Source organism: Streptomyces sp. NPDC018610 (genome assembly GCF_044391765.1).
In the GTDB taxonomy this organism is placed as follows: Bacteria; Actinomycetota; Actinomycetes; order Streptomycetales; family Streptomycetaceae; genus Streptomyces.
This window is the reverse complement of the sequence record NZ_JBISAL010000009.1, coordinates 367,036-373,916: the sequence shown is the minus strand read 5'-3', so window position 1 is coordinate 373,916 and position 6,881 is coordinate 367,036. Positions and strand designations below refer to the sequence as shown.

Annotated in this window: 5 protein-coding genes; 3 read left to right on the top strand and 2 right to left on the bottom strand. The window is 74.1% G+C overall.

The features are described from left to right. Window positions 1-205: 205 nt before the first annotated feature. Both ACH5A8_RS24380 and ACH5A8_RS24375 read left to right on the top strand, forming a co-directional pair. A complete protein-coding gene (locus ACH5A8_RS24380) occupies window positions 206-2,959 on the top strand; it encodes a SpoIIE family protein phosphatase (protein WP_399005245.1) in 2,754 nt (917 codons plus the stop codon). Window positions 2,960-3,128: 169 nt separating this feature from the next. Continuing rightward, window positions 3,129-3,971, top strand: a complete 843-nt coding sequence (locus tag ACH5A8_RS24375; RefSeq protein WP_399005243.1) for a chitosanase — start codon at window positions 3,129-3,131, stop codon at window positions 3,969-3,971. Window positions 3,972-4,044: 73 nt separating this feature from the next. On the opposite strand, the gene ACH5A8_RS24370 is transcribed toward ACH5A8_RS24375, so the two are convergent. Together ACH5A8_RS24370 and ACH5A8_RS24365 are read right to left on the bottom strand one after the other, a co-directional pair. Further along, window positions 4,045-4,281 carry a hypothetical protein gene (locus tag ACH5A8_RS24370; RefSeq protein ID WP_399005242.1) on the bottom strand — a complete coding sequence of 79 codons (237 nt, stop codon included), beginning with the start codon at window positions 4,279-4,281 and terminating at the stop codon, window positions 4,045-4,047. Between the two features lie 80 nt (window positions 4,282-4,361). Next, window positions 4,362-6,191: a glycoside hydrolase family 15 protein gene (locus tag ACH5A8_RS24365; protein ID WP_399005240.1), complete on the bottom strand. Its 1,830-nt coding sequence runs from the start codon at window positions 6,189-6,191 to the stop codon at window positions 4,362-4,364. Window positions 6,192-6,480: 289 nt separating this feature from the next. Here ACH5A8_RS24365 and ACH5A8_RS24360 point away from each other — a divergent pair, with 289 nt between their 5' ends. Next, window positions 6,481-6,687, top strand: a complete 207-nt coding sequence (locus ACH5A8_RS24360) for a hypothetical protein (protein ID WP_399005238.1) — start codon at window positions 6,481-6,483, stop codon at window positions 6,685-6,687. Window positions 6,688-6,881: the final 194 nt, after the last annotated feature.

Below are 6,881 nucleotides of genomic sequence, written 5' to 3'. Positions count from 1 at the left end.
TTGTTGTTTTGTCTTTTTTCTCGTAGGCCGCGTCCACCCCGCTCGCTCCGGCGGGGCGGCGGGGGGGGGGGGGGCCGGGGGGGCGGGGGGGGGGGCCCCCCCCCGGCGGCGCTCGCGCGGAGGACTCGCGCGCACCCGGCCAACATCCCGTCAAGAGGGTGTGACGGCTCTCGCCTCATGGGGCCCGGCAGTGTAGACAGGGCACATGGTGCGACTCCCGGGTCGAACCGGCCCCCGGCCGTCCCGCCGTCCCAGCGGCCGGCGTCTCGAGCACGCGCCCGGACCGGCCCGGCGGGCGCGCGAGCGCAGCAGGCCGGCGTCCGGCCGGGCCGCGGGACCGCGGCCCACGCTGGGCGGACACAGCGTCGCCGGCCAGGTGTTCGTGCTCCAGGTGGTCATCGTGCTGCTGCTGGTCCTCGCGGCGGTGGTGGCGCTGGTGCTCCAGGTGCGGCACGACAGCACCGCGGAGGCCCGCAACCGGTCCCTCGCGGTCGCCGAGACGTTCGCCAACGCGCCGGGCACCCGCGCGGCCCTCGCCGCACCGGACCCGTCGGCGATCCTGCAGCCCCGGGCCGAGGCCGCCCGCGAGGCGGCGCACGTCGACTTCATCGTCGTCATGAGCACCGACGGGATCCGCTACACCCATCCCGTACCGGACCGCATCGGGAAGAAGTTCGTCGGCACGATCGAGCCGGCCGTGCACGGCCGCACGGTGATCGAGGAGGTCAACGGGACCATCGGGCAGCTGGTGCAGGCGGTGGTGCCGGTCAAGGCGCCCGACGGCGCGGTGGAGGGGCTGGTCGCGGCCGGCATCACCACCAGCAACGTCGGGGGCCTGGCGGACCGGCAGCTGCCCGTCGTGCTGGGCGCGGCGGCCGTGGGCCTGGCCCTGGCCACGGCCGGCACGGCGCTGGTCAGCAGGCGGCTGCTGCGTCAGACCCACGGCCTGGGGCCGGGTGAGATGACCCGGATGTACGAGCACCACGACGCGGTGCTGCACTCCGTCCGGGAGGGCGTGGTCATCGTCGGCGAGGACGGCCGGCTGCTGCTCGCCAACGACGAGGCGCACCGCCTGCTCGGCCTGCCCGAGGACGCCGAGCGGCGGCACGTGTGCGACCTGGGCCTCGACCCGCAGACCGCGGAACTGCTGGCCTCCGGGCGGATCGTCACCGACGAGGTGCACCTGGTCGGCGACCGGCTGCTGGCGATCAACCAGCGGCCCACCGACCTGCAGGGCGGCCCGTCGGGCAGTGTGGCCACGGTGCGCGACTCGACGGAGCTGCGGGCCCTGTCGGGCCGTGCGGAGGTCGCCCGGGAGCGCCTGAGCCTGCTCTACGACGCCGGGGTGGGCGTCGGGACCACCCTGGACGTGACCCGGACCGCCGAGGAGCTGGCCCAGGTGGCCGTGCCCCGGTTCGCCGACTTCGTCACCGTCGACCTGTACGACGCCGTGCTGCGCGGCGAGGACCCGGAGCCGGGGGCCGCGGTGCGCCGTACGGCGGTCGGCGGGATCCGCGACGACGCCCCGCTGTATCCGGTGGGCGAGCAGTTCCGTTACCTCGACTCCTCGCCGCAGGCCGAGAGTCTCAGGGCGCGCCGGGCGGTCCTGGAGCCGCGTCTGGAGACGGCCGCGGGCTGGCTGGCCCAGGACCCGGAGCGCACCGAGCGGATCGTGGCGTACGGCATCCACACGCTGATCACCGTGCCGGTGCGGGCCGGGACGCTGGTGCTGGGGCTGGTCAACTTCTGGCGGTCCGAGAAGCCCGAGCCCTTCGACACCGAGGAGCTGGCCCTCGCCGAGGAGCTGGTCGCCCGGGCGGCGGTGTCCATCGACAACGCCCGCCGCTACACGCGTGAGCACGGCATGGCCGTCACCCTGCAGCGCAGCCTGCTGCCGCGCAGCCTGCCCGAGCAGAGCGCGCTGGACATCGCCTACCGGTATCTGCCGGCGCAGGCGGGCGTGGGCGGGGACTGGTTCGACGTGCTGCCGCTGTCCGGGGCGCGGGTGGCGCTGGTCGTCGGCGACGTGGTGGGCCACGGGCTGCACGCGGCGGCCACGATGGGCCGGCTGCGCACGGCGGTGCACAACTTCGCGGCGCTGGACCTTCCGCCCGACGAACTGCTCGGGCTGCTGGACGAGCTGGTCGGCCGGATCGACCAGGACGAGCCGGCGCAGGGGCCCGGCGCCCCGGTCATCGGCGCGACCTGCCTGTACGCGATCTACGATCCGGTCTCCCGGCGGTGTGCCGTCGCGCGTGCCGGTCATCCGCCGCCAGCCGTGATCGGTCCGGGGGGCGCCGTCGCGTTCGCGGACGTGCCCGCCGGCCCGCCGCTCGGGCTGGGCGGGCTGCCGTTCGAGACGGCGGAGCTGGAGCTGGCCGAGGGCAGCCGTCTGGTCCTGTACACCGACGGGCTCGTGGAGGACCGGCAGCGGGACATCGACACCAGCCTGGAGGAACTGCGCACGGCGCTCGCGGAGGCCGGCGACTCGCCGGAGGACACGTGCCGCGCGGTCCTGGACGGCCGGCCGTCTTTCCGGCCGGTCGACGACGTGGCGCTGATCGTCGCGCGCACCAGGGCCCTGGACGCCGGCCGGGTCGCCGAGTGGGAAGTGCCGCCGGACCCGGCGGCCGTGGGAGAGGTGCGCGCCTCGGTCAGCCGGCTGCTGGCGGGCTGGGGGCTGGACGAGCTGACGTTCAGCACGGAGCTGATCCTCAGCGAGCTGGTCACCAACGCGATCCGCCACGGCAGCGCGCCCATCCGGGTGCGGATGCTGCGCGACCGCGCCCTGATCTGCGAGGTGTTCGACAGCGGCAGCACCTCGCCGCACCTGCGGTACGCGGCGGACACGGACGAGGGCGGCCGGGGCCTGTTCCTGGTGGCGCAGCTCGCCGAGCGCTGGGGCACCCGGTACACGCCCGAGGGGAAGGTCATCTGGGCGGAGCAGCCGCTGCCCTGACGCGGCCGGCCCGGGCCCCCGCCGCTCCCGCTCCCGTACGTTCGTACGAACTCTCCGTACGACGGGTGACCACTTGTTCGAGTCTCTGGTAGGAAACCTTCCTGTCAGTCGGCCGCGCGGTCCGCCCGCGCGGCCGACTGCCCTCCCCCCACTCATCCTTGGAGCCCTCGTGGTGCATCCGAACCCCGGCACGGCCGCGGCGCCCGGCGCCTCCCGCCGTACCGTCCTCGTCCTCCTCGGCGCCGCCCTGGCCGCCGCTCCCCTGCTCGGCGCCCCCGGCGCGACGGCCGCCCCGGCCGGGGCGCCGGGCCTGGACGACCCGGCGAAGAAGGAGATCGCCATGCGGCTGGTGTCGAGCGCGGAGAACTCCTCGCTCGACTGGAAGGCCCAGTACAAGTACATCGAGGACATCGGAGACGGCCGCGGTTACACCGCCGGCATCATCGGCTTCTGCTCCGGCACCGGCGACATGCTGGACCTGGTTCGGCTCTACGCCGACCGCGAGCCCGGCAACGTGCTGGCCCGGTACCTTCCGGCGCTGCGTGAGGTCGACGGCACCGACTCGCACTCCGGCCTCGACCCCGACTTCCCCGCCGACTGGCGCAGGGCGGCGAAGGACACCGTCTTCCAGCAGGCCCAGAACGACGAGCGCGACCGCGTCTACTTCGGCCCGGCCGTCGCCCGGGGCAAGGCGGACGGGCTGCGCGCGCTCGGCCAGTTCGCCTACTACGACGCCATCGTGATGCACGGCGACGGCGACGACCCGACCGGCTTCCGCGGCATCCGCGAGCGGGCGCTGCGCACCGCGAGGCCGCCGGCCCAGGGCGGCGACGAGACGGCGTACCTGAACGCGTTCCTCGACGCGCGGGTGTGGGCCATGAAGCAGGAGGAGGCCCACAGCGACACCAGCAGGGTCGACACCGAGCAGCGGGTCTTCCTGCGCGAGGGCAACCTCGACCTGACCCCGCCGCTCGACTGGAAGGTCTACGGGGACCCCTACCACATCGGGTGACGCGCCGGGGCGGCCCCGCGGCCCGTGTCACAGGTCGCGGGGCCGCCCCTCGCGCAGGTGCCGCCGGCGGCCGTCAACCGCCGTTCAGGCGCTGCCTCAGCAGCTGCTTGCCCAGCTCGGCGCCCTTGCGGCTGTCCGCCTGCGCCTTGCGGAACAGCTCCGCCACCTCGTCGTCCTTGGCCCGCTCGGCGTCCTGGACGTACTGCTCCAGCCTGAGCGCGTTCTTCAGGCACGACTCGACGTACCAGATGAGGTTGTAGTCCTTGTCCCGGGTGCCGGTGACGTCACCGGTCTCGGTACCGCTCGTCATGCGGGCCTCCTCCTCGACGGGGTCCTCGGCCTTCGCCTCGGGTGGCCCTCCGGGTACCCGCCCGCGGCGGGCGCACACGGTCAGCCCAGGGCGCGGTCGAGGTTGTAGGCGGCGCTGATCAGGGAAAGGTGCGTGAAGGCCTGCGGGAAGTTGCCCTGCTGCTCGCCGGTGCGGCCGATCTCCTCGGCGTACAGGCCGAGGTGGTTGCCGTAGGTGAGCATCTTCTCGAAGGCGAGGCGGGCCTCGTCCAGACGGCCGGCGCGGGTGAGGGCCTCCACGTACCAGAACGAGCAGATGGAGAACGTGCCCTCGTCGCCGCGCAGTCCGTCGGGGCTGCTCCGCGGGTCGTAGCGGTAGACGAGCGAGTCGGAGACCAGGTCCTCGGTGAGCGCGTCGAGGGTGGCCAGCCACTTGGGGTCGGTGGGGGCGATGAACTTGGCCAGCGGCATCATCAGCAGGGCGGCGTCCAGCACGTCCCCGCCCTCGTACTGCACGAAGGCTCCCCGCGCGGCCGACCAGCCGCGGTCCATGACGCGCCGGTAGACGGCGTCCCGGCACTGCCGCCAGCGCGGCAGGTCGGCGGGAAGGCCCCGGCGGTTGGCCAGCCGGATCGCGCGTTCGACGGCCACCCAGCACATCAGGCGCGAGTACAGGAAGTCCTTCCGGCCGCCGCGCGTCTCCCACACCCCCTCGTCGGGCTGGTCCCAGTGCGCGCACACCCAGTCGACCAGCGCGCACACGTCGTCCCACTGGGCGCTGGAGATCGGCTCGGCCCACTTGTCGTAGAGGTAGATGGAGTCGATCAGGGCGCCGTAGATGTCGAGCTGGAGCTGGTCGGCGGCGGCGTTGCCGACCCGGACCGGGGCGGAGCCGCGATGTCCGCGGAGGTGGGCGAGTTCGCGCTCGGGCAGCTCGGTGCGGCCGTCGATGCCGTACATGACCTGCAACGGGCCGGTGGCCTTGCCGTCGCCGGGGCTGATGTGGAGGGTCAGGAAGCGCATGAACGCCGCGGCCTCCCCGGAGAACCCGAGCCGCAGCAGCGCGTAGACGGCGAACGCGGCGTCGCGCACCCACACGTAGCGGTAGTCCCAGTTGCGCTCGCCGCCGAGCCGTTCGGGCAGGCTGGTGGTGGGGGCGGCGACGATGGCCCCGGTCGGCGCGTAGGTGAGGAGCTTCAGGGTGAGCGCGGAGCGGTGCACCATCTCCCGCCAGCGCCCCCGGTAGCGGGACTGCGCCAGCCAGCGCCGCCAGTACGCCACGGTGGCCGCGAACTGCTCGTCGGCCTCGGTGCGGGCGCACCGGCGCGGGGCGACGTCGCCGCCCACCTGGTCGAGGGCGAAGACGGCCGACTCCCCCTCGGCGAGCTTGAATTCCGCCCGCACGTCCGGGCCCCGGACCTCCAGCGGCATGGTGGCGGTGAGGGCGAGCGACAGCGACGCCGACTCGAACAGCACGACGCGGCCCTCGGTGCGCACCGTGTGCGGATCGGCGCCGTAGTTGAAGCGGGGCGCCACCCGGGCGCGGAACGGGAGGGTGCCGCGCACGCACACCACGCGCCGGATGAGCCGGTGCCGTTCGGCCTCCTCGGCCCCGCCTCCGGTCACCGGCATGAAGTCCTGCACCTCGCCGACGCCGTCCTCGGTGAAGAAGCGGGTGATCAGCACATTGGTGTCGGGGAAGTAGAACTGCTTGGCGCGCGCCGCCTCGGCCGCGGCGAGTTCGAAGCAGCCGCCCCGCTCCGCGTCGAGGACGGCGGCGAAGACGCTGGGCGAGTCGAAGGCGGGCGGGCAGTACCAGTCGATGGTGCCGTCGGTGCCGACGAGCGCGACGGTGCGCAGGTCGCCGATCAGGCCGTGGTCGGCGATCGGGACGCAGTCGCGCGCGGCCTGCGGGCTGGAGGTGTCGGCCATGGCGGCGGCCTCCCTGTCTGGACGCGCGGGCAGCTCGCGGACCGTGTGGCTGCCCGGCCTTCCGGGGCCCTTCCAGCTTAGGAGCGTGCGGCGGGCGGGGCCCGGTGGTTTTCCGGCACGGCGGACAGGTACCCCTACAGCCACAGCGGGCCGGGACCGGCCCGGCGCACGGCCCTTCCGGATGCAGGGTGCGGCGCGGCGGGCAATGGTGGGAGAAGGTCCCGGTCCCGCAGCAAGGGCGCCGCAGCCCGCACGGGGGCGGGGGCCCGGCCGGACCCGAGGAGGACACATGTCGACGTCACAACCCGAAGCATCCCGTTCGTCCGGGGACCTCTGCACCCCGGACGAGGTGCTCCACGCCCGCACCGGCACCGATGTGTCGCCCGAGGACGTGGTGCTGGCCGCGGGCCGGGACATCACACCGCGCAACCTGGAGTGGGCCAAGCGCAAGATCGAAACGGAGGGCCCGGCCGCCCTGGACAAGCTGCTGCCCTAGGACCTCTCGTCCGGATCAGACCGGGCTCTCGCGGTCCGGCACCGCGCCCTGACCCGGCCTGATCCAGACGAAAGACCCTGGCCGACGGCGGCCCGCCGCCGCGCAGACGACCGCCAAAGGGCCGGTGCCCCCGCGGCCGACCCCCAACGCCGGGCTCATGCACCGCATGCCGTGACCTTCCCCAACCGCAGTGC

Coding starts and splice junctions, on each gene's coding strand:
- ACH5A8_RS24380 (WP_399005245.1), top strand. CDS start 206: ATGGTGCGACTCCCGGGTCGAACCGGCCCCCGGCCGTCCCGCCGTCCC.
- ACH5A8_RS24370 (WP_399005242.1), bottom strand. CDS start 4,281: ATGACGAGCGGTACCGAGACCGGTGACGTCACCGGCACCCGGGACAAG.
- ACH5A8_RS24365 (WP_399005240.1), bottom strand. CDS start 6,191: ATGGCCGACACCTCCAGCCCGCAGGCCGCGCGCGACTGCGTCCCGATC.
- ACH5A8_RS24360 (WP_399005238.1), top strand. CDS start 6,481: ATGTCGACGTCACAACCCGAAGCATCCCGTTCGTCCGGGGACCTCTGC.